This is a genomic window from Paenibacillus suaedae (assembly GCF_032337355.1).
Lineage (GTDB): Bacteria > Bacillota > Bacilli > Paenibacillales > Paenibacillaceae > Paenibacillus_B > Paenibacillus_B suaedae.
Genome location: NZ_JAVYAA010000002.1, coordinates 598302 through 621174, shown reverse-complemented (window position 1 = coordinate 621174; position 22873 = coordinate 598302). Strand labels below are relative to the sequence as shown.

The 22873-nt window shown below is 49.3% G+C and carries 16 protein-coding genes and 1 pseudogene; 15 read left to right on the top strand and 2 right to left on the bottom strand.

The features are described 5' to 3' along the window. The first annotated feature begins 69 nt into the window (after positions 1–69). The 11 genes from recA to RQP50_RS10475 all read left to right on the top strand — a co-directional run bounded on the left by recA (position 70) and on the right by RQP50_RS10475 (position 12173). Positions 70–1128: a recombinase RecA gene (gene recA, locus RQP50_RS10525; protein ID WP_036592478.1), complete on the top strand. Its 1059-nt coding sequence runs from the start codon at positions 70–72 to the stop codon at positions 1126–1128. Between the two features lie 70 nt (positions 1129–1198). Further along, positions 1199–1879, top strand: coding sequence for a regulatory protein RecX (locus RQP50_RS10520; RefSeq protein WP_142543640.1), 681 nt, complete (start codon positions 1199–1201; stop codon positions 1877–1879). A 303-nt stretch (positions 1880–2182) separates the two neighbouring features. Beyond that, positions 2183–3730 (top strand): ribonuclease Y, encoded by a 1548-nt coding sequence (rny, locus tag RQP50_RS10515; RefSeq protein ID WP_021256478.1) that lies wholly within the window; start codon positions 2183–2185, stop codon positions 3728–3730. A gap of 133 nt (positions 3731–3863) precedes the next feature. Beyond that, positions 3864–4658, top strand: coding sequence for a TIGR00282 family metallophosphoesterase (locus RQP50_RS10510; protein WP_021256477.1), 795 nt, complete (start codon positions 3864–3866; stop codon positions 4656–4658). 251 nt (positions 4659–4909) lie between these two features. Then, a complete protein-coding gene (locus RQP50_RS10505) occupies positions 4910–5170 on the top strand; it encodes a stage V sporulation protein S (RefSeq protein WP_005550495.1) in 261 nt (86 codons plus the stop codon). Positions 5171–5375: 205 nt separating this feature from the next. Beyond that, complete coding sequence (locus RQP50_RS10500; protein WP_315745373.1) at positions 5376–6335, top strand: dipeptidase; 960 nt, start codon at positions 5376–5378, stop codon at positions 6333–6335. Between the two features lie 204 nt (positions 6336–6539). Continuing rightward, positions 6540–8273: a 2-oxoacid:acceptor oxidoreductase subunit alpha gene (locus tag RQP50_RS10495; RefSeq protein ID WP_044357684.1), complete on the top strand. Its 1734-nt coding sequence runs from the start codon at positions 6540–6542 to the stop codon at positions 8271–8273. 1 nt (position 8274) lies between these two features. Beyond that, positions 8275–9141, top strand: coding sequence for a 2-oxoacid:ferredoxin oxidoreductase subunit beta (locus tag RQP50_RS10490; protein ID WP_021256474.1), 867 nt, complete (start codon positions 8275–8277; stop codon positions 9139–9141). Between the two features lie 104 nt (positions 9142–9245). Beyond that, a complete protein-coding gene (pduL, locus tag RQP50_RS10485; protein WP_021256473.1) occupies positions 9246–9815 on the top strand; it encodes a phosphate propanoyltransferase in 570 nt (189 codons plus the stop codon). 214 nt (positions 9816–10029) lie between these two features. Then, complete coding sequence (gene miaB, locus RQP50_RS10480) at positions 10030–11583, top strand: tRNA (N6-isopentenyl adenosine(37)-C2)-methylthiotransferase MiaB (protein WP_227774546.1); 1554 nt, start codon at positions 10030–10032, stop codon at positions 11581–11583. An 86-nt stretch (positions 11584–11669) separates the two neighbouring features. Further along, the gene (locus RQP50_RS10475; protein WP_065294129.1) at positions 11670–12173 is read left to right on the top strand and encodes a RicAFT regulatory complex protein RicA family protein; all 504 of its coding nucleotides are present in this window, start codon (positions 11670–11672) and stop codon (positions 12171–12173) included. 188 nt (positions 12174–12361) lie between these two features. Here RQP50_RS10475 and RQP50_RS10470 read toward each other — a convergent pair whose 3' ends face one another. Beyond that, on the bottom strand, positions 12362–13369 hold the full coding sequence (locus tag RQP50_RS10470) for an electron transfer flavoprotein subunit alpha/FixB family protein (RefSeq protein ID WP_072728732.1): 1008 nt from the start codon (positions 13367–13369) through the stop codon (positions 12362–12364). Between the two features lie 101 nt (positions 13370–13470). Then, complete coding sequence (locus RQP50_RS10465) at positions 13471–14247, bottom strand: electron transfer flavoprotein subunit beta/FixA family protein (protein ID WP_315745368.1); 777 nt, start codon at positions 14245–14247, stop codon at positions 13471–13473. Positions 14248–14467: 220 nt separating this feature from the next. Between RQP50_RS10465 and RQP50_RS10460 the strand changes: the two genes are divergently transcribed. The 4 genes and pseudogenes from RQP50_RS10460 (at position 14468) to RQP50_RS10440 (ending at position 22794) form a co-directional block, all read left to right on the top strand. Then, positions 14468–16675: a (Fe-S)-binding protein gene (locus RQP50_RS10460; protein ID WP_315745366.1), complete on the top strand. Its 2208-nt coding sequence runs from the start codon at positions 14468–14470 to the stop codon at positions 16673–16675. Between the two features lie 212 nt (positions 16676–16887). After that, positions 16888–19308: a 3-hydroxyacyl-CoA dehydrogenase/enoyl-CoA hydratase family protein gene (locus tag RQP50_RS10455; protein WP_315745364.1), complete on the top strand. Its 2421-nt coding sequence runs from the start codon at positions 16888–16890 to the stop codon at positions 19306–19308. Between the two features lie 318 nt (positions 19309–19626). Further along, positions 19627–20893, top strand: a pseudogene (locus RQP50_RS10445) (acetyl-CoA C-acyltransferase). An 83-nt stretch (positions 20894–20976) separates the two neighbouring features. Then, entirely contained in the window at positions 20977–22794 is a 1818-nt protein-coding gene (locus RQP50_RS10440; RefSeq protein WP_315745360.1) for an acyl-CoA dehydrogenase family protein, read from the top strand. Positions 22795–22873: the final 79 nt, after the last annotated feature.

The window sequence follows — 22873 nt, the reverse complement described above, 5'->3', positions numbered from 1 at the left end:
ATGCTTGGCAAACTGAATAAAACACGTTATGATGTATATATCAAACGAATCAGTGAAGGAAGTGAGTTTGTGTCAGATCGTCGCGCTGCGTTAGAAATGGCTTTGCGTCAAATTGAGAAACAATTCGGTAAAGGTTCGATCATGAAACTTGGCGAATCCAATCACATGCAAGTGGAGATTGTGCCAAGTGGATCGCTTGCATTAGATATAGCTCTAGGAATCGGTGGTTTGCCGAGAGGTCGTATTATTGAAGTATATGGACCGGAATCTTCCGGTAAGACAACGGTTGCACTTCATGCGATCGCAGAAGTACAGAAGACAGGTGGACAAGCTGCATTTATTGATGCGGAGCACGCATTGGATCCAGCATATGCGAACAAGCTTGGCGTTAATATCGATGAGCTCCTGTTATCCCAACCGGACACAGGGGAGCAGGCGCTTGAAATCGCGGAAGCATTGGTACGAAGTGGTGCAGTAGACATTATCGTTATTGACTCTGTTGCTGCACTTGTGCCGAAAGCGGAGATTGAAGGCGAGATGGGTGATTCCCATGTCGGCCTGCAAGCACGTCTAATGTCGCAGGCTTTGCGTAAATTGTCTGGTGCAATCAGCAAGTCGAAGACGATTGCGATCTTCATTAACCAGCTTCGCGAGAAGGTTGGCGTTATGTTCGGTAACCCTGAGACGACTCCTGGTGGCCGTGCCTTGAAGTTCTATTCCAGCGTTCGTCTTGATGTGCGTCGTGTTGAGACCATTAAGCAAGGTACGGACATGATTGGTAACCGCACTCGGATTAAGGTCGTTAAGAATAAGGTTGCGCCTCCATTCAAACAGGCGGACATCGATATTATGTATGGTGAAGGTATTTCTCGTGAGGGAAGCATCGTCGATATTGGTACAGAGATGGATATCGTGCAGAAGAGCGGTGCATGGTACTCCTTCGAAGGTGAGCGTCTGGGTCAAGGCCGCGAGAATGCCAAGCAATTCTTGAAGGAACATTCGGAGATTGCCCTTACAATCGAAAATCAAATTCGTGCAGCAAGCAATCTGACTACAACAATCCCTGATAAGGGTGTCAGTGAAGATGACGATGATGCATTTGAATTGGAATTAGGTGACGACGAATAATTTGTTGTTAGCTCAAGCACCTTCGCGTTAAGCGAAGGTGCTTCTATGTATTTGTATGGAGGAGAGTCGTTTGAAGGATAGCGAACGCATCGTAACGATTACTCGTGTAGAGCGAATCGAGAGGCAGGCAGGCCGTTATAAGATTCATTTCGATGGAGCGGAACCGCTAGAAGTGCATGAAGATGTGATGGTAAAGTTTCGGTTATTGAAAGGTACTGAGTTGTCTCTGGACTCGCTCACGGAGATATTGCGCGCAGACGAAGGGAATAAGGCCTACGTGCAGGCGATCAAGTATTTGCAACGCAAACCACGTACTCGCATTGAACTCGCCCGTAACCTAGCTCAGAAGGGCTATGAGGATGGGATTGTGCAAGAGGTGCTTGATCGTCTGGAACGTGAGTGGCTTGTCGATGATAAATCATATGCGATGCAATGGGCGCATCAGCGCTTGAATCGACATATGAAGGGGCGCCGATGGATTCAGCATGAGCTGAAGCAGAAGGGAGTACAAGAGCGGCATATTGAGACAGCTCTTCATTCGATAGACCCAGATGAAGAGTGGAACAGTGCATTGTCCGCAGCTCGCAAAAAATGGCGGCAGACAAAGGGAGAGCTGCATCTGCGCAAGCAGAAGGTCGCCGCATTCCTTGCACGTAGAGGCTATCCAATGGATATGGCTAGGCGCGCAGCTTACACTGCAGCAGATGAGCGCAGTGAAGAAGAGGAAGTTTCCCCCGACATCGAGGAATAATAAAATGACCACTCACGTCATTTGCTTGACAATATCTTTTCTTGAATAATAAAATGAACATGTATCTTTATTTTCACGAGATCAATCTCCTCTTCCAGAGATTGATTTCTAATGATTCATTTCGCCAATTTACTGATTTCCGATTGTCGCCTCAAGGCGACGCCCGTGTATGCGCAATGCATACACATAAGCTGGCGTATTCGCGCCAGTCCATTGAGTTAATTGATGAATAGGGAAACTTGAAAACCACAAATGTAACCTGTCCCAAGCAGTGCTTGGAGGAACCAACGGGGAGGTGAGGCAATGAACGTTCAACTTTGGCTCGCGATCGTTCTCGTTGTGGCCGCATTGTTCTTGGGGTTTGGAATCGGATACCTGATTCGCAAATCGCTTGCCGAAGCGAAGATAACGAGTGCTGAACACGCCGCGGAACAAATTATGGATGGCGCACGCAAGGAAGCTGAAGCACTGAAGAAAGAAACGGTGCTTGAAGCAAAAGACGAAATCCATAAGCTTCGCAATGAAGCGGAGAAGGACATCCGCGAACGACGGAACGAAGTTCAACGACTCGAAAGACGCTTATTGCAAAAAGAAGAGTCGTTGGATAAAAAGTTAGAAGCGCTGGAACGTAAAGAAGAACAAGTAGCTGCTAAAGAGAGACGAATCGAAGAAACACAAGAACAGGTCGATCAAATTTGTCAGCAGCAAGTTACAGAATTGGAACGCATTTCGAATCTGACGATGGAAGATGCGCGTACAATTATTTTGACGAATGTAGAGCAAGAAGTGCGTCATGAAACGGCACAAATGATTAAAGAAATCGAGCAGCAGGCTCGTGAGGAATCGGACAAGCGCTCTCGTGAGATTATTACGATGGCTATCCAACGTTGCGCTGCAGATCATGTCGCAGAAACGACGGTATCCGTTGTTGCATTGCCGAACGAAGAGATGAAGGGCCGCATCATCGGACGCGAAGGACGCAATATCCGCGCGCTTGAGACATTGACAGGAATCGATCTCATCATTGACGATACACCTGAAGCGGTTATTCTGTCCGGATTCGACCCGATTCGCCGTGAAATTGCAAGAACATCTCTTGAGAAGCTCGTTGCGGATGGACGTATTCATCCAGCACGCATCGAGGAAATGGTGGAGAAATCGCGCAAGGAAGTGGACGAGCGTATTCGCGAATACGGAGAACAAGCTACGTTCGAAGTCGGTGTGCACGGATTGCATCCTGATTTGATCAAAATATTGGGACGTTTGAAGTTCCGTACAAGCTACGGACAAAACGTACTGAAGCATTCTATGGAAGTGGCTTATCTTGCCGGTTTGATGGCAGGAGAGCTCGGAGTGGATGTAACGTTAGCCAAACGTGCCGGGCTGTTGCATGACATCGGAAAAGCGTTAGATCATGAAGTGGAAGGATCTCACGTCGAAATTGGCGTAGAGTTGGCGAAGAAGTATAAAGAACATCCTGTAGTCATTAACAGTATCGCATCCCACCATGGCGATTGTGAAGCAACATCCGTTATCGCTATGCTGGTCGCTGCGGCTGATGCCTTGTCAGCAGCTAGACCGGGAGCTCGTAGGGAAACGCTTGAAACATACATCAAACGACTTGAAAAACTGGAAGAGATTTCGGAGTCGTTCGAAGGCGTTGAGAAATCATACGCGATTCAGGCGGGACGTGAGGTTCGCGTAATGGTACAGCCGGATAAGATTGATGATGCGGAAGCGTATCGCCTCGCTCGCGAGATTACGAAGACAATTGAGGGCGAATTGGATTATCCGGGGCATATTAAAGTTACGGTCATTCGCGAAACCCGAGCGGTTGAATATGCGAAGTAAGATGCACATATAGGATTTGGAGAAGTGGCCTTATTAGGCCACTTCTCCCTTTTAGGAGATATAAAGCGGCCTCTGCGATCGATCGTACCGATCAGACTCGAATAGAGGTTGCTGCAAGGAGGACTCAGGCTAGATGAAAGTAATGTTTATCGGTGATATCGTCGGAAATACAGGACGCAAGGCTTTGAAGCAGCTTCTTCCGTCGCTCAAGCAAAAGCATAACCCACATATTATCATTGCGAATGCTGAAAATGCAGCAGGAGGCAGAGGCGTTACGGCGGCCATTGTCAAGGAATTCGCTGATTTAGGCGTGCATGGTTTTACGATGGGAAACCATACATGGGACAACAAGGATATATTCGAATGGATTGACGACGAGAAGCGCATGATTCGCCCTGCGAACTTCCCGCCAGGAACACCAGGTCAAGGCCATGCGGTCATTAAGGCCAACGGCAAGGAGCTGGTGATTGTCAACGTGCAAGGGCGCACATTCCTGCCGGCGATTGATTGCCCCTTCCGCAAGACTGACGAGATCCTTGAGTCACTCGGCAAGAAGCCGCGTGCCATTCTTGTTGACTTCCACGCTGAGGCTACATCGGAGAAAATCGCGATGGGATGGCATCTGGATGGCCGTGCATCACTCGTTGTAGGAACGCACACGCATGTTCAGACGAATGATGATACAATCCTGCCAGGTGGAACGGCATACTTAACAGATGTCGGCATGGTTGGATCCAAGGAAGGCGTACTCGGCATGGAACGGGAAGCTGTACTGCGCAAGTTCAAGACACAGCTGCCTGTCCGCTTCGTTGTTGACGAAGGGAAATGGCAGTTCCATGGACTTGTCGTCGAGATCGATGAGACAACCGGCAAGGCAGTTAAGCTTGAGAAGATCCGCGTCCGTGAAGACGACTGGATCATGGAATAGGAATACGAATACGAAAGCGTAAGCGAGGTGAGTGCGTTAGCACTGGGCCTCGCTTTTTTATGTACAGAACCTGTTTCGTTATCTGAACGGACTATGTCGCTGACTTGATGATTTGCCGATTACTTAGATGGGAATTTGCTGATTATCGCTAGGAAGTGAAGGAATCTGCATTGTGAAGGAATTTTTAGGACTTTCACGAATATGTTTTAATAATGGAGTCTAACCTTAACAATCCCGAGGAGGTACTTTCCATGGAAGTATTAAAAGTTTCAGCAAAGTCCAATCCTAATTCGGTAGCTGGAGCGTTAGCAGGGGTTTTGCGTGAACGGGGAGCAGCCGAACTGCAAGCAATTGGCGCAGGTGCCTTGAATCAGGCGATTAAAGCCGTTGCCATTGCACGGGGATTCGTTGCGCCGAGCGGTGTGGATCTGATTTGTGTTCCCGCTTTCACGGATATTGTCATCGATGGAGAAGATCGGACTGCAATCAAACTGATAGTTGAACCCAGATAATATACGTCGACAGTGGTGCGTAAGTAATGAATTTATTCAGCCTGTTTACAACGTAAGCAGGTTTTTTGCTTTGTTCTACCTCGGGAGCAGATCGGTTAGAGATGAGATGCAATGGGACAAGCGCAGCTTGGTAACTAGAACTAGAACATAAACAGCTGCCTTCACCGGATTACGAATAAAGAAGCTGAGAAGGGGACGTAGAATTATGAGCCAACGGATTATTGATTTTCATTGTGATGTTCTGTACAAGATGCTGTATGAAGGCAAGTTGGATTTTATGAGCAAGGATGCATTAGATATTACGCTGCCGCGCATGCAGGCCGGTCAGGTAAGCATGCAAGTATTTGCGGTATTTCTGGAAGAAGCATTAATTAGCGGTCAGCCACAATTTTCTCAAATCTTGCGCTGTATTGACCTGCTGCGTGAACGGATATGCTCGCTGCCTGATGTGTCCCTCATTCGATGGCGTGAAGATGTAGAGCATTGGGAGCGTTCGCCACAGTTAACGGGTGCTCTACTGTCTATAGAAGGCGCTGATGGGCTGGAAGGCGACATGGTGTATGTGCGGACTGCATATGAGCTTGGGGTTCGCTTTCTTGGCTTGACATGGAATCATTCGAACTGGGCTGTGGACGGAACAATGGAGCCAAGGCAGGCTGGGTTTACGAACAAAGGGCGGCAGCTTATTCGCGAATGCGACAAGCTGGGGATACTCGTTGATGTATCCCATTTGAATGAAAGAGCATTCTGGGAACTGCTAGAGCTTACTGAGCGTCCAGTGTTCGCTTCCCATTCCAATTCGGCACATGTGCGTAAGCACCCAAGAAATCTAAGTGATGAACAGATCAAAGCCATAATCGATCGGAATGGTAGAATCGGAATCACCTTTGTACCTGCCTTTATTGCAGATAGCCAGCAAGTGACTATTGAGCATCTGCTTAGCCATATTGATCGGATCTGCGAGCTCGGCGGTGAACAGCATATTATGTTCGGCTCGGACTTCGATGGCATTGATGACAAAGTTCAAGGTCTGGAGCATGCTGGACAGTACGGAAATTTGCTGGAAGCAATAGAGCGTAGATATTCGTCGGAATTTGTCAATCGAATTGCTCATAGCAATGCTCTGCAATTTCTGAAGACGAACCTTCCTGCCCGAGAAGGATAATTGTCCATTCATCTCATGAAGGTATCATATCCATCGAATCTTGCTATCGTGGACATCGGCGAAAACGCTTGCTTTTTCCAACCTCTGCACATAGAATGAGAGTGACTCAACCATTACAATATTTTACTTGTTACAATTTAGCGAATTTTGGTGGCATCCGTCGTGGTGCATATGCGAGTCACCTTTCAAAAGGAGTGGGCGAGCTTGATTAGTCAATTGTCTTGGAAAATCGGGGGTCAGCAAGGGGAAGGCGTAGAAAGTACGGACCGTATTTTCTCGACGGCATTGAATCGTCTTGGATACTATTTATATGGGTACCGTCATTTTTCTTCTCGTATTAAGGGTGGTCATACGAACAACAAGATTCGAATCAGCACGAAGCCAATTCGCGCAATTTCGGATGACTTGGACATTTTGGTTGCATTCGATCAGGAATCCATTGATTTGAACGTTGGTGAACTTCGTCCAGGCGGCGTTATCGTCGCAGATGCCAAGTTCAATCCATCCGTTCCAGAAGGTGTGGATGCACGTCTCTTCGCGGTTCCTTTCACATCGATTGCTGAGGAACTCGGTGCTTCTCTCATGAAGAACATGGTTGCTTCGGGCGCATCTTGGGCATTGCTTGGATTGCCGCTGGAAGTCTTCAACAAAGCTCTTGAAGAGGAATTCAGCCGCAAGGGTCCAGCAGTTGTGGAGAAGAACGTTGAAGCTGCACGTAGAGGTGCGGAGTTCGTACTGGAGCAAGCAGGCGGTCCGCTTGACGATTTCAAGCTGGAGCCGGCTGACGGCAAGCAGAAGCTGTTCATGATTGGTAACGATGCAATTGGCTTGGGTGCGGTAGCGGCAGGATGCCGTCTGATGGCAGCATATCCGATTACGCCTGCATCCGAGATTATGGAATATTTGATTAAGCGTCTGCCGAAGTTCGGCGGCACGGTTATTCAGACAGAGGATGAGATTGCGGCAGTTACGATGGCGATTGGCGCCAACTATGGCGGCGTACGCGCACTGACTGCATCCGCAGGTCCTGGTCTTTCCCTGAAGACGGAAGCAATCGGTCTTGCTGGCATGACGGAGACTCCGATTGTTATCGTGAATACACAGCGCGGCGGTCCAAGTACTGGACTTCCGACGAAGCAGGAACAAAGTGATATGAACGCGATGATCTACGGAACGCATGGTGAGATTCCTAAGATTGTAATTGCGCCAAGTTCAATAGAAGAGTGCTTCTTCGATACAGTAGAGGCATTCAACCTGGCTGAGCAGTACCAATGTCCGGTTATCGTCTTGACGGATTTGCAGTTGTCTCTCGGTAAGCAAACTTGTGAGATGCTTGATTATGAGCAAATTACAATCGATCGAGGTAAGCTGATGAGCGATGTTCCTCCATTAGAGGCGAATCAACAGTTTAAGCGCTATGAACTTACGGAAGACGGAATTTCTCCACGTGTTGTTCCGGGGGAGAAAGGCGGACTTCACCACGTAACTGGCGTTGAGCACGACGAGATCGGCAGACCGTCTGAGAGTGCAGTGAACCGCAAGAAGATGATGGACAAACGGTTGAACAAACTAAATGGACTGCAGGTGACGAATGCGATTCACGCAGATGTGCCGCATGAAGAACCAGATCTACTTATCGTAGGCATGGGCTCCACTGGCGGTACAATTGATGAAGCACGCAGACACTTGGAAGCGGATGGGGTAAAGACCAACCATATTACGGTTCGTCAAATTTATCCATTCCCAACAGAGCTGTTCACACCGCATGCGCAGAAGGCGAAGCAAATCGTCGTTGTTGAGAACAATGCTACCGGCCAACTGGCTGATCAAGTAAAATTGAACGTTGGATTCGGAGAGAAGCTTCGCCGAATTAATAAATATGATGGAACTCCGTTCCTGCCTTTGGAATTGTACAAACAAAGCAAGGAGTTGGTCTAGTATGGCAACGTTCAAAGAGTTTCGCAACAATGTGAAGCCGAACTGGTGCCCTGGCTGCGGCGACTTCTCGATTCAGGCAGCCATTCAACGCGCAGCAGCCAACGTCGGACTGGAACCTGAGAATTTGGCTGTTGTATCCGGGATTGGATGTTCTGGCCGGATTTCCGGTTATATCAATGCATATGGCTTCCACAGCATTCACGGCCGTGCGCTGCCAATTGCACAAGGGTTGAAGCTAGCTAACCGTGACCTGACTGTTATTGCATCCGGTGGAGATGGAGACGGCTTCGCAATCGGGATGGGACATACCGTACATGCGATTCGCCGGAACATCAACGTTACTTATATCGTCATGGATAACCAAATCTATGGATTGACGAAAGGTCAGACTTCGCCACGTAGTGCGGTTGGGTTCAAGACGAAGAGTACACCAGATGGCGCAATCGAGAACACATTAAGTCCGCTTGAGATTGCACTGTCTGCGGGAGCTACCTTCGTAGCACAGTCGTTCTCTAGTGATTTGAAGCAGTTGACTTCTCTGATTGAGGAAGGCATTAAGCACGAAGGCTTCTCTTTAATCAACGTATTCAGCCCTTGCGTAACATTCAACAAGATCAATACGTATGACTGGTTCAAGGAAAACATCATCAATCTGGAATCCGTAGAAGGCTATGATCCGTCCAATCGGATCGCAGCAATGACGAAGTTAATGGAAACAGATGGAATGATAACAGGTCTTATCTATCAAGATAAATCGAAGAAGAGCTACGAGAATCTTGTATCTGGATTCCGTGATGAACCGTTAGCGAAGCAAAATATTCGCCTTTCTTCTGAAGAATTTGACAAATTGGTGGCAGAATTCAAATAATTGTTGAAAAGGCATGCGTCTTTAGGCGCATGCCTTGTTGCATTTCGTAGTATAATATGATTTGGTACTAGCTAGAGAGAACACATACGTGAGGTGGAAGAGAAATGAAAAACGTACCTGTCGGCGTATCCGCTCGCCATATTCATTTGACTCAAGAACATATCGAGATTTTGTTCGGTAAAGGTTATCAATTGACGGAGTTCAAGCCATTGTCCCAACCAGGACAATTTGCTGCGAACGAAACAGTTGAAGTTGTAGGCTCCAAAGGATCCTTCAATAAAGTTCGTATTTTGGGACCAGCACGTCCTGCATCCCAATTGGAAATTTCTCGCACTGACTCCTTCGCAATTGGTGTAAAAGCACCTGTTCGCGAATCTGGAGATATCGAAGGTACACCAGGCGTTCTTGTAAAAGGACCTGCAGGTGAAGTTGAATTGCAAGACGGCGTTATCGTAGCTGCTCGTCACATTCACTTCCATACTTCTGATGCAGAAAAATGGGGGATTCAAGACAAGCAAAAGCTTCGCGTACGTGTAGGTGGAGAGCGCGGTGTTGTATTTGAACACGTGGTTGCACGCGTATCTGAGAATTTTGCATTGGACATGCATATCGACACAGACGAAGCGAATGCTTCTGGCGTGAAAAACGGCGATACTGCTGAGATCATTGATTAATTATTGAATCATACTTTTCGAAATGAAAGGTGCAGTCCTTATAGGGCTGCGCCTTTTTTGCATAGATACCGCTTCGTAAGAACAGAGTTAATACTAAATCTGGAAGTTCATTCTTGGCTCTCCACTTCGGATGATGGTATAATTTGAAGTAATGTTCATGTACATAGATAACCTACAGACTACAGAATCGAATGAGAAGAAGGAGTGCCGACCAATGAACAAAGAGTCGAAAGATTACTCCAAATATTTTGATTTCTCGAATGCCAAAGTCATTTCCGAGGATGAACAAGGTAAACGGATTCGTATAAATGGTCGTGAAATCAACATTATTTCGGAGCCTAACCAACGTCAGGAGAAGCAGAGGGGCAAGCAGGATATTCAGGTACACTATGATCAGGCCGTGCCTGAGGAGCTGCAGGGACTAGGCGTTGGGAAGAAATATATTATTTATACATTTGGCTGCCAAATGAACGAGCATGATTCCGAGACGATGAGCGGCTTGCTTGAACAGATGGGCTATGAAAAAACGGAAGACCGAAAACAAGCAGATATTATCTTATTAAATACATGCGCGATTCGTGAAAATGCAGAAGATAAAGTATTTGGTGAGCTTGGACATTTGAAGACATTGAAGCTGCAAAGACCGGGGCTTATTCTTGGCGTGTGCGGTTGTATGTCCCAAGAAGAAAATGTCGTGAATCGCATTATGCAGAAGCATCAATTTGTTGATATCGTATTCGGTACGCATAATATTCACCGCTTGCCGATCTTGGTGCGCGATGCCTTGTTCAACAAGGAAATGGTCGTGGAAGTGTGGTCTAAGGAAGGCGACATCATCGAGAATTTGCCGAAGAAGCGGGAAGGGATGCGAGCATGGGTCAACATTATGTATGGTTGTGATAAGTTCTGTACATATTGCATCGTTCCTTATACCCGTGGCAAAGAACGCAGCCGCCGTCCGGAAGATGTAATTGCCGAAGTAAGAGACTTGGCTCGTCAAGGATTCAAGGAAATTACACTGCTTGGTCAAAACGTCAACGCTTACGGCAAAGACTTTACGGACATCGATTACTCGTTCGGCGATCTGATGGACGAAATTCGAACGATTGATGTGCCGCGTATCCGCTTCACTACTTCACATCCAAGAGACTTTGACGATCGATTAATTGAAGTGCTCGCGAAGCGCGGCAACCTGGTTGAGCATATTCATCTTCCTGTACAATCGGGAAGCACGGAAATATTGAAGAAGATGAGCCGCAAGTATGATCGGGAGCGCTTCCTGGAGCTGGCATTTAAAATCAAACAGGCGATACCGGATGTTGTCTTTACAACGGATATTATTGTAGGGTTCCCTGGCGAGACGGACGAACAGTTCGAAGAAACGATGTCACTTGTACGGGAGGTAGAGTTCGACTTTGCCTATACATTCATCTATTCCCCGCGCGAAGGCACACCGGCGGCAGGGATGGAAGACAATGTTCCGATGGAAGTGAAGAAGGAGCGCCTGCAGCGCCTGAACGCCCTGCTGCAGGATCAGAGCCGTCGAAGCAATGAAAGGCTGCAAGATCAAGTGGTGGAGGTGCTAGTGGAAGGGGAGAGCAAGAATAACCCGGACATTTTATCCGCTCGGACGCGCACGAATAAGCTTGTCCATTTTGCAGGATCGGCGTCGTTGATCGGTCAAATTGTTCATGTTAAGATTACAGATGTGATGTCCTATTACATCAAGGGTGTGCTTGTCACACAACCGATGCAAATGACTTCTTAACCTTTTCTTTATTTTCGGATACAATAAACGAGAAGAGATAGATTTTACCAATATAATTCAGGCCGAATAGATGGGAGAGGTTCTCATTGACGCAACAATCACAATCTTCGAAGGTGAATTCGGAACACGCAGAACACTCGGAGCATGAGGAGCACGTCCATCGATCGGGATGCGGTATACCGAAGTTCAATACGCGGGATTTGTTAGTACGAGAAGATATTATGGCGAAGGCGAAGCAGTTGTCTGAACTCATCATTACAACGGATGAGGTTCGGCAATATCAGCAAGCTGAGAAGCAAATTCAAACGCATACTAGGGTACAAGAGCTGATCTCAACGATTAAGAAGAAGCAGAAGGAACTGGTTGCGTTCCAATCGTTCCAAAACGCGAAGATGGTAGATAAAATCGAGAATGAGATTAGTGAGCTCCAGGATGAACTGGACAATATTCCACTCGTTGTGGAATTCCAGCAGAGTCAGAGCGATGTGAATTACATGCTGCAACTGGTTATGTCGGTTATTCGTGATACGGTATCTGATAAGATTGAAGTAGAAGCAGCAACCCCTGAAGCGCCAGAATCATGCGACTAAGCACGGATGAATAGAAGAAGGTTTCCTACAGATGATGTGGGAAACCTTCTTTTTCTTATGCACGGAGAGGGGATCATAGATTATCTTTCATAGTAGGCAGCATTGCTCCAAGGTACACAGACGACGTATGCGGCATAGGAGCAGTATAGTCGTCAGCGAGATAGAGCCGTTGGCAGCCTGCGAAACAATCAGGAGAGCAGCTTGCGGAATTGTTCGGTAAGCAGCGGCACCACCTCGAATAAATCACCGACGATCCCGTAATTCGCTACTTTAAAGATAGGGGCTTCCGGATCGATATTAATGGCAACAATGATTCGAGCTTGACTCATTCCTGCGATATGCTGGATGGCTCCACTAATCCCGCAGGCAAAATAAATCTCAGGTGTAACAACCTTACCCGTCTGTCCGATCTGCAACGAGTAGTCGCAATAGCCCGCATCACAAGCTCCGCGCGAAGCGCCGACTGCTCCATTCAGCACACGTGCCAGCTGTTCCAGGGGCTTGAACCCTTCGGCACTTTTCACACCTCGACCGCCAGAAATAATAATTTTGGCCTCTGACAAATCAACAGAGCCGCTCATCTTCGTGACGACTTCGTGGACAACCGTCCGTAGGGATGGGGCGGGGGCAAGCAAGGAATCAACTTGCGGCTGCTGAATGCTCTCGTGAGTCGGAAGTAAACCCGCTTGTTGAGTAACAGGAGTGAAGTTGTTAGGTCTAACCGTGATGATCCAAGGTCGTGCTTGATTGGCGAAGCGTCTAGTTTCGAATGCTTTGCCTGCATAGACAGGCCTTAGGAAGGTCGTGTCGGAGTCATCCGCACGAATCGATACGACATCGGATATTTGACCTGTATGGAGCTGAGCTGCTAGCATCGGCGCGAGATCACGTCCCATCGCTGTATGCCCAAGCAGCACGACGTCCGGCGATTGCTGCTCTGTAAAGGCATGCAGTGCTGCGAAATACGTCTCCGCCTCGTAATATTTATACCTCTCATCATCTGCGCAGCTAACTTGCGCAATTCCTGGAATCATCAAGGACTGGATTGTGTCCTCTGCAAGTTGAAACCCAATGACAAGCACAATAATTCGATCATCAGGCTTCGCCATTTGCGCGGCAGCACCAAGCGCTTCGAATGTAACCTGGCGCAATCGATCTCCGCGTATTTCAGCAATAACAGCATATGTGCGGCTCATAGCAGCACTCCTTTCCAGTCGATAGCACGCTTGCGGCTTCATGTTAAGGCTCAATCGTTACAAGTAAGTGCATGTTCAATTTGCAACCTAGTTAGAAAGAGTTAGAAGAGAGAGGAAGTATCGCGTAGCGATTGAACCAATTGCTCTACTTGCTCCGATACAGTGCCCTTCAATATCTGCCCCTCCTGTCTTGGGGGAGGAAGCTCGAGGGCTACTCGCTCTGTGGCAGGAGCATAAGATTCATTCTGAAGCTGTTCGGTAGCCGACCGCTTTTCAATAGGCTTCCGCTTCGCCTTCATAATGCCTGGTAGAGTCGGATATCTGGGCTCGTTCAATCCTTGCTGTGCCGTAAATAATGCAGGCAAGGTCACTTTGAGATTCTCGTTATCACCTTCTGCGTCACGACTGACCGTTACCTGCGAATCATCGATACGCTCGATCGAAGTGATCGCAGCGACATGTGGCAGGTCGAGCAGGCTGGCGACACGGACAGCAACCTGGGCACTGCCTTGATCAACAGAGAAGTGACCAGAGAAGATTAGATCCGGCTGTTTCTCCTGCAATGTCTTTGCGAGCAAGTGAGAGATTGTGAATTCATCCATCTTCCCTGTTTCACTTGGCGACAGAACAAGATGTACGGCTTCGTCTGCTCCCATTGCGAGCGCTATGCGAAGCGCTTCCTCGGAACGATCAGGACCGGCAGTCACTACGGTGATTACGCCGCCATGATTTTCTTTCCATCGTACGGCTTCTTCGATGGCATATTCATCATAGGGATTTATTATCCATTTTACTCCGTCTTCAGAGAGCAGACCATCTGTAATTATGACTTTTTCTTCTGTGTCGAACGTTTGCTTCATAAGCACAACTAAATTCAAGGTCATCACCCCAAGTTCCGGCTTCATTACGATTATTGTATGGAGAGATCTTCGGACTTATCTCTACTACTTTTATTCGAATTTCATTAACCAGTGGTCATAAAAGGCAAGAACGTATTTTTTCATGTCCCAACTCATATCCATCAAACATAGTTCATTACGAACAGCTATGTTGAGCAAAACGAGATCAGGCATGTATCACCCAAAAGGGAGGGGAGGTATGGTGCTGATTTATGTAAAATGGCTTGTCTTTCTCTTCGTTGTTGCGATAGGCATCGGCTTGACCGCTGCTGCAATTCGACGACGAGTCAGCTACATAGGCTTGGGGCTGGCAGGCACGAAGCCAACCGAGCAGGCGAGGCGAACCATGCGTGCCATAGGACAGACGTTCGGTCAAGGCAAGCTGTGGAAGGATCCGCGAAGTGGGTTTATGCATGCAGTAATGTTCTACGGATTCCTCCATTTGCAGGTCGGAGCACTAGATTTGATTTGGAAGGGGTTGACTGGCCACTCACTGCCCCTGCCAGCCCATCATGTCTTCATCGTGGCTCAGGAATGGACAGTGCTCATGGTGCTCGCAGCAGTATTGTTTGCAGTCTATCGACGCTACGTGGAGAGGCTGCCACGCTTGAAGCGGGGGTGGAAGCCCTCCATTGTACTGTTCTTCATCGGCGGATTGATGGTGACTGTCATTGGCACCATGACATTCGATTATGCGCTAGAGGCCATGAATGGAGTTGGAGGGCCTAATGGTTCGATTTCGGCAGGAATTGCATCGGCTATCGTAATGCCCTTGTCAGTTGGCGCACATGCAGAACTGTGGCTCACCGTCGGATATGAATTATTTTGGTGGTTACATTTGCTGATTTTGTTTTCATTTCTCATATATGTGCCACAATCGAAGCATTTCCACTTGATAACTGCACCGATCAATCTCTGGCTGAAGCGTCCAGAGGAAGAGACAGGGAAGTTGAAAATGATCAATTTGGAAGACGAGGAGGCAGAATCATTCGGGGTTGGAGCAATCGAGCAATTCGAGCGGAAGCAGCTGCTTGATCTGTATGCCTGCGTGGAATGTGGGCGCTGTACGAATGTGTGTCCTGCATCGCATACGGGCAAGCTGCTCTCTCCTATGCATCTCATCTCGAAGCTGCGTGATCACTTAACCGAGAAAGGGGCAGCCGTAACTTCGACCAACCCGTGGGTACCAAGCTTGGCAGCACCTGGGTCGCTGCCGTTCCATCGCATGGCGGAGGAAGGTGAGCAGCAGGCCGGAGGCGCATTTGACGAGCCAGCTGCGTTGCAGCGATTTCAGTCAGGGATGCAGGGGACGATGGCTAAGCAGCAGGAGAGATGGCAGAGAAACATGCCTGATGGGCGGCAACAGTCTGCTCAGTCAATCGAGTTGATCGGTGATGTTATTACCGAGGAAGAACTGTGGGCATGTACAACATGCCGCAACTGCGAGGATCAGTGCCCAGTCGGAAATGAGCATGTCGATAAAATTGTAGACATGAGGCGCTATCTGGTGCTGACACAAGGGAAAATGCCTGTGGACGGACAACGAGCGCTGCAAAATATTGAGCGTCAGGGTAACCCATGGGGGATCAGTCGCAATGACAGATTCAAATGGGCCGCAGAGTGGACGAAGGAAACAGGCATAACTGTGCCGACGGTTAAGGAGCGTCCAGATTTCGAGGTGCTGCTGTTCGTGGGAGCTATGGGTTCCTATGATATGCGTACACAGCACGTAACGAAGGCACTAATTCGTCTTTTCCATGCAGCTGATGTGGCATTTGCTGTTCTTGGCAATGAAGAGCGGAGCTCAGGAGATACCGCGCGGCGTATGGGCAATGAATTTTTGTTTCAGCAGATGTGCGCAGAGAATATTGCAACGTTCCACAAATATGGTGTCCGAAGGATCGTTACCGCTTGTCCGCATACGTATCACACATTGAAGAAAGAGTATCCGGATTTTGGGTTGGATTCAGAAGTGCAGGTATATCATCACACAGAATGGCTGTATCAGTTGTGGCAGGCGGGGCGTATTCGCTTCATTCATCCGGTTCACGAGAGCGTCGCTTGGCATGACTCCTGCTATTTGGCACGTTACAACGGGATTATTGACGTCCCTAGAGAACTGCTGCGTGCAGTGCCGGAACTAACGGTGCTTGAATTGGAACGAAGTGGGGCTAATGCGATGTGCTGCGGGGCAGGCGGTGGTCAGATGTGGATGGAGGAAACGTCTGGGACGCGCGTCAATGTGGCGCGGGTAGAGCAGGCGCTTCAGGTTCAGCCTTCTGTGATTGGGTCTGCATGTCCATATTGCCTCGCGATGATGGAGGATGGTGTCAAGGCGAAAGAGCGAAGCGATGTGCGCAGTGCCGATATTGCTGAGCTGCTCGTCAAGTCTGTATGTGGAACCTAATGTTCAGGGAGGTGGAGTGAAGCATGGCATGCTTGTATGGCCGTTCTTCTACGCTGCGTTAGCTGATTAACATACGAGGCTTGCTTATGGTGGCCTGGGGTGCGTCTGAGAAGGAGTGAGGCATATAGAAGGACAGATTGCGGGGAAGTGTGTCCGTGCAAATGAAAGGCAGCTAGGCTATATCATGCATATGCAGTAGGAGGGGTACCGAGGTGAAACGATGGAATGAGGTTCAACGGGCAGCTGTTATTGGCTCAGGGGTAATGGGAGCCGCCATCGCAGCTCATTTGGCGAATGCAGGCATACGATGTCTGTTATTAGATATCGTGCCAGAAGAGCTGACGGAGGACGAAGTGGAGGCAGGCAAGACTCTGGAGCATCCGGATGTCCGCAGCCGCCACGCTAATCAAGCGATTGCGCGATTGAAGAAGTCGAGCCCAGCACCGCTCTATATGGAAGCGTTCGCAGAGCGTATCATACCGGGTAATACAGCGGATCATTTGCAGGAACTTGCGCAGGTAGATTGGATTATTGAGGCGGTCACGGAACGAGTGGACGTGAAGCGCACGGTGCTGGCGCAAATAGAGCGCCACTGGCAAGAAGGGACGCTGATCAGCTCGAATACGTCAGGCATTTCCCTTGAATCCATGTTGGAAGGGCGATCAGAAGCATTTAGGCGTTCATTTGTCGGCACTCATTTCTTTAATCCGCCACGATACATGCATCTGGTGGAGCTTATACCGAATGCATTGTCGAATCAGTCGGTATTAGAAGGGGCCAAGGAATGGTGTGAGCGCAGACTGGGCAAGGGAGTAGTCATTGCCAAAGACACGCCTAACTTCATTGCCAATCGAATTGGGACGTACGGCTTGGTGATCACGCTTCAAGAAATGGAACGGTGCGGTCTTACCATCGAGGAGGTCGATGCCTTAACAGGGCCGATTATCGGGCGGCCGAAGAGTGCTACATTCCGAACGCTGGATATCGTCGGACTAGATACATTCCTCCATGTAGCGAACAATGTGGCTGAGCATGCTGAGACAGAAGCGGAGCGGAATGCGTTTGCTCTGCCGCCTTGGTTCAAAGAAATGGTAGAACGAGGCTGGCTAGGAGAGAAGAGCGGCCAAGGATTCTATCGCAAGGTACGCAGCGGTTCACCTGGAGAAGATCCGATCCATGCACTGCGTTGGCAGGATTGGACGTATGGGCCGAGGCAGCAGGTTGCTTCGTTGACGCTGCAGCAGGCGAAGCGGGAGAAGGGGACGGCAGCCAAGCTGAGAGCTGCAATCAGCGGCCGTGACCAAGGTTCACAGTTCATCTGGAGCATGATGAAGCAGGTATTGTGCTATGCAGCTTCCAAGGTAGGGGAAATTGCAGATCATATCGAGGATATTGATAAAGCAATGCGATGGGGCTTCAATTGGGAGCTGGGCCCATTTGAATGCTGGGATGCGATTGGTCTTCGGGATAGTGTCGCACGCATGAGGGCGGAGGACACAGAAATTCCGGACTGGGTGGAGGCATGGCTGGAACAAGGTCACGAGCGGTTCTATGAGCAGCGAAGCAGCGGATTGTTCTTCGCCGCGGCAGGAGAATGGCAGCAAGCCGTGGAGAGTGAACAATCGATATTGCTTCGCTCTTTGAAGGAACAGGGAAGGACAATCGCACGCAATAGCGGTGCGAGTCTTATTGATGTCGGCGATGATGTGGCCTGTCTGGAATTCCATTCTCCGAACAATGCCATCGGGGAAGATATTTTATCCATGATCGAGAAGAGCGTAGATATCGTAGCGCGTGACTACCGAGGTCTTATTGTTGCGAATGAGGGACGCAACTTCTGCGTTGGGGCAAATGTGATGCTTCTGCTCGGCGAGGCTCAGGCCGAGGAATGGGACGAAATCGACTTCATTATCCGCCAATTCCAGCGAGCGATGATGAAGCTGAAGGGCTTACAGCGGCCCGTCGTTGCTGCACCGCACCGAATGACACTTGGCGGAGGTGTGGAGGCATGCCTGCCGGCCGATATGATTGTGTTCAGTCCAGAGACATACTTCGGACTAGTGGAGACCGGAGTTGGACTGATTCCTGGTGGGGGAGGCTGCAAGGAAACGGCGATTGCGCTCTCACATCGGCTGCCGCATCCCGATGATGATCTGAACGCATCACTTGTGCGCGCATTCGAGACGATCGCCATGGCCAAAGTGTCGAACAGTGGTCATGATGCACTGCGACTCGCCTATGTACGATCCCAAGATCGTGTGCTATTCGCGGAGCAGCGCCGCATCTATGAAGCGAAGCAGGCCGTTCTTGCTATGGAATCGACAGGGTATGTAGGGCAAGTGCAGGAAGCTGGTCGACCATCTATACGCGTAGCTGGACGGGAAGGCTTTGGCGTTCTGCAGTTAGCCGTATCCAATATGCTGGAGGGCGGCTACATAAGTGAGCACGATGCGTTAATTGCTCGCAAGCTCGCACGTGTACTTACAGGTGGAGACGTGCCTGCCAATCGCCTCGTATCTGAATCGCATCTGCTCGACTTGGAGCGGGAAGCTTTCTTATCTCTTTGCGGAGAACGGAAAACACAGCAGCGGATGCAGCACATGCTGAGCAAGGGGAAGCCGCTGCGCAATTAGGGCATATCGAATTAGACATCATACTGGCAAGCAGGGTCGGAGCAGTGTTTGGATAGCAGCAAAGAAACAAAGAAGCAACCAGTAATGGAACAACAGAACAGTAGAACAACAGAACAGTAGAACAACAGAACAGTAGAACAACAGAACAGTAGAACAACAGAACAGTAGAACAACAGAACAGTAGAACAACAGAACAACAGAACAGCAAAACAGCAAAACAGCAAAACAGCAAAACAGCAAAACAGCAGAACAGCAGAACAGCGAGAGATGGCATTGGTTTCTGTTGCTGGAAGGCAATTGGGTGAGAGGGGGATATGCATGGTAGCGGATACGCCTGCAAAAGCATTAAGAGAAGTGGTCATCGTTGCGGCAGCAAGAACAGCAGTAGGCAAGGGAAAGCGTGGAGCACTGGCTGACACGAGAGCGGAGGATTTGGGACGAACCGTCATTGAGGCGGTGCTGGAGCGAACCCCAGGACTAGAGAAGCATGACATAGATGATGTCATTCTAGGTTGTGCGATGCCGGAGGGGGAGCAGGGGCTGAATGTAGCGAGGACAATCGCGCTTTATGCAGGGGCTGCCCCATACGGTTCCCGGGGTCACCATCAATCGATTCTGCTCATCCGGATTGCAGGCAATTGCCTATGCAGCGGAGCGGATTATGACAGGAGCTGCGGATGTCATTATCGCCGGAGGCGTAGAGAGCATGTCACATGTTCCAATGACAGGCTTCAAGCTGTCTCCTCATCCGGTTATCTCTGAAGAACGTCCTGAGATCTATATCAGTATGGGTCACACAGCGGAACGGGTCGCCAAGCAATTTGGCATAACCCGCGAGATGCAGGATGCATATGCGGTAAGAAGCCATCAACGTGCTGTTCAAGCCTATGCGGACGGGAAATTCAACGATGAAGTGGTGACCGTTCAGGCTAAGCGAACTTGGGAGGAAGCAGGCGGCAAACTGAAGAGTACGACCATCGATTTTCGAATAGATGAATGCATTCGCCCAGAGACAAATGAGGATACGCTGCGCAAGCTGAAGCCGTCTTTTGCCGCACAGGGCTCTGTAACAGCTGGCAATTCCTCGCCGTATAGCGATGGAGCGGCCGCGGTCATGGTAATGAGCCGGGAGCGGGCAGAAGAACTAGGGTTGGAACCGCTCGCGGTATACCGTTCGTTTGCCGTTGCGGGCGTCCCGCCTGAAGTGATGGGCATCGGACCAGTTGAAGCTATCCCGAAGGCGCTTCGCCTTGCAGGAATCACGAAGGAAGAGGTAGCGCTCTATGAGGTAAATGAGGCATTTGCCGCACAGTGCCTTGCGGTCATTCAGGAGCTGGGACTTGATGACAGCATTGTGAATGTAAATGGTGGAGCGATTGCGCTTGGTCATCCGCTTGGCTGCACGGGCGCGAAGCTGACCACAAGTCTCATTTATGAGCTGCGCCGCAGAGGTGGTGGTCTTGGTGTTGTGTCCATGTGCATCGGCGGCGGGATGGGGGCTGCAGGCGTATTTGAGGTTCTGCCGCCGCGTGAAGAGAACGGTGAGGATCTTGCAGTCGCATCGAAAGATTCAGATGAGGATTAACGGCACATAGACTTGTCTGCATGAATCGTACCAGACGGGAAGATGGCGGGTACAAGAATGAGGATGGATCGGAGGAATGAAGCATGGAAGCTGCGTCTACGACGCGTGTAAGAGGCGGTGGCTTCGTCATTGACGAGCCGAATCTGGAGTGGGTAGTAACACCAGAGGATTTCACTTCGGAGCAGCGATTGTTCGCGGACACGACCCAGGCATTTGTTGAGGGAGATGTGCTGCCGCATGATGAGGATATTGAACATCTTAATTATGAGCTGACTGTTCAATTGATGCGCAAGGCAGGAGAGCTTGGACTGTTAGCGACAGATATCCCAGAAGCCTATGGGGGGCTTGGTCTCGATAAGGTAAGTTCTACGATTGTCAATGAGAACTTGGCTCGTGCATCTTCCTTCGCATTGTCCATTGGCGCTCATGTTGGCATCGGCACTCTGCCGATTGTGTACTTTGGAACGGATCAGCAGAAGCGCACGTATTTGCCTGAATTGGCGACAGGCGCTAAGATCGCTGCCTATTGTCTAACAGAACCAGCATCCGGTTCTGATGCGCTCGGCGCACGAACATCGGCTAAGCTGTCTGATGATGGTACTCATTACATTCTGAGCGGATCGAAGTTGTATATTACGAATGCAGGTTTTGCAGATATTTTCATTGTGTATGCCAAGGTAGATGGTGTGAAATTTACAGCATTTATTGTGGAGCGAAGCATGGAAGGATTTACGGTTGGGCCGGAAGAGAAAAAGATGGGGATCAAGGGCTCATCCACCTGCCCGATTTACTTCGATCATGTCCGTGTTCCGATTGAAAATGTGCTTGGCGAAATCGGCAAGGGGCATCTGATCGCATTTAATATTTTGAACATAGGCAGATTCAAGCTGGGGGCAGGTTGTTTGGGTGCGGCGAAGGAGACGATCCAGTTGGCTTCCGCATATGCGAATGCTCGCACACAGTTCGGCAAGCCAATCAGCAGTTTCCCGCTTATTGGGAAGAAGCTCGCGGAGATGAATACGCTGACCTATGTGTTAGAGAGCATGGTATATCGAACATCAGGATATATTGATGCGATGCTGCAAGACGTCAATGATGGCTCTTCTAGTACGGGAGCGCAAGATTCAGCCCATGCAGGCGTATCTCCGGCCAAAGCAATCGCGGAGTTTGCGCTTGAATGCTCCATTATTAAGGTATTTGGCAGTGAAGCACTGAACACGATTGCGGATGAGGGCGTGCAAATCCATGGCGGTTATGGCTACATCCAAGAATACAAGGTCGAGCGGATCTATCGTGATGCACGCATTAATCGGATATTCGAGGGCACGAATGAGATTAATCGACTGCTTATCCCTGGCACCTTGCTGAAAAAAGCATTAAAGGGTGAGCTTCCGTTAATGGAGCGCCTAGAGCAGCTGCAGGAAGAGGTTCTGGCATTCAGCCCTTCACTTGGCGATGAAGAAGATGGCCCAATGGCTGAACTTTATAAGTTGTTGAACCAAATGAAAACTGCCTTTCTCGTTGTGGGCGGAACGGCGGTTCAGAAGTATGGTACGCGCATCGAGCAAGAGCAGGAGGTTCTTTCCGCACTCGCAGACATGATGATTTATATTTACGCAGCAGAAAGCGCGATTCTACGAACGGATAAGCTGGTTAGCCGCTTAGGTGAAGAGAAGGCTGCGCTTGCTCTGCAAATGACACAGGTGTTCGTTCGTGATGCGCTTCAGGTAATTGAACAGAGAGCCAAAGAAACGCTTCAAGAAGCAGCATCAGGAGATATCCTTCGCACGCAGTTATCGCTGCTCAAGAAATTCAGCCGCACTTCTCCATTATCCCTGACCTCGCGGAAGCGGGCTATCGCTGCACGCATTATTGCGAACGAGCGTTACACCGTTGTCTAGATTAACAATGAGCAGCAATGCAATCAATATGCGCTGATGCATGCTGAAGCGCAACTAGAACGAGGAAGGGGAGTAGCAT

Bases quoted from the DNA above. Each gene is read 5' to 3' on its own strand.
- rny (WP_021256478.1), top strand. From the start codon at position 2,183: ATGAACGTTCAACTTTGGCTCGCGATCGTTCTCGTTGTGGCCGCATTG.
- RQP50_RS10510 (WP_021256477.1), top strand. From the start codon at position 3,864: ATGAAAGTAATGTTTATCGGTGATATCGTCGGAAATACAGGACGCAAG.
- RQP50_RS10505 (WP_005550495.1), top strand. From the start codon at position 4,910: ATGGAAGTATTAAAAGTTTCAGCAAAGTCCAATCCTAATTCGGTAGCT.
- RQP50_RS10500 (WP_315745373.1), top strand. From the start codon at position 5,376: ATGAGCCAACGGATTATTGATTTTCATTGTGATGTTCTGTACAAGATG.
- RQP50_RS10490 (WP_021256474.1), top strand. From the start codon at position 8,275: ATGGCAACGTTCAAAGAGTTTCGCAACAATGTGAAGCCGAACTGGTGC.
- pduL (WP_021256473.1), top strand. From the start codon at position 9,246: ATGAAAAACGTACCTGTCGGCGTATCCGCTCGCCATATTCATTTGACT.
- miaB (WP_227774546.1), top strand. From the start codon at position 10,030: ATGAACAAAGAGTCGAAAGATTACTCCAAATATTTTGATTTCTCGAAT.
- RQP50_RS10470 (WP_072728732.1), bottom strand. From the start codon at position 13,369: ATGAGCCGCACATATGCTGTTATTGCTGAAATACGCGGAGATCGATTG.
- RQP50_RS10460 (WP_315745366.1), top strand. From the start codon at position 14,468: ATGGTGCTGATTTATGTAAAATGGCTTGTCTTTCTCTTCGTTGTTGCG.
- RQP50_RS10440 (WP_315745360.1), top strand. From the start codon at position 20,977: ATGGAAGCTGCGTCTACGACGCGTGTAAGAGGCGGTGGCTTCGTCATT.